This is a genomic window from Pseudomonas sp. MWU13-3659, from assembly GCF_023757525.1.
GTDB lineage: Bacteria > Pseudomonadota > Gammaproteobacteria > Pseudomonadales > Pseudomonadaceae > Aquipseudomonas > Aquipseudomonas entomophila_E.
Genome location: NZ_JAMSHW010000118.1, coordinates 1 through 429, shown reverse-complemented (window position 1 = coordinate 429; position 429 = coordinate 1). Strand labels below are relative to the sequence as shown.

1 pseudogene is annotated in these 429 nt (G+C 65.7%); it reads right to left on the bottom strand.

The annotated features are described in order from the left end of the window. A pseudogene (locus tag NGM28_RS28575) lies at window positions 1–426 on the bottom strand (hypothetical protein); the annotation flags it as partial. Window positions 427–429: the final 3 nt, after the last annotated feature.

Below are 429 nucleotides of genomic sequence, written 5' to 3'. Positions count from 1 at the left end.
CAGGCTCTCCATGGCCTGGAAGCCAGCCGCCAGGCTGTAGAAGAACGGCGCCCGGGTTGAGGCATAGGGCCGATCGGGTACGCGAAAGCGCAGGCCGGTTTGTTCGCTGACGTGCTCAAGCACGCCGCGCAGGTCGATGTGACGCAGGTTCATGGGCAATGACCGGCCCAGGATCGCGGCCAGCTCGCGGCAGAACAGCACCTGCTGCTTGGCGTTGGCGGCGGTGCTGCGCTCCACGTAGCCGATGAAGTGGCGCTGCAGGGGCTTGTCGTTGTAGCCCACGTCGAACGTGACCAGCCCCTTGAGGGGCGCCCCGGCCAGGACGGTGAACGTCGCCCGCCCCGGGTTGTGCAGCTCAAGGCGCACGTCCGACTTGACCAGGTCGTGGACCACACCGTTGACGGTGATCACCTGATGCAACTTCATTGA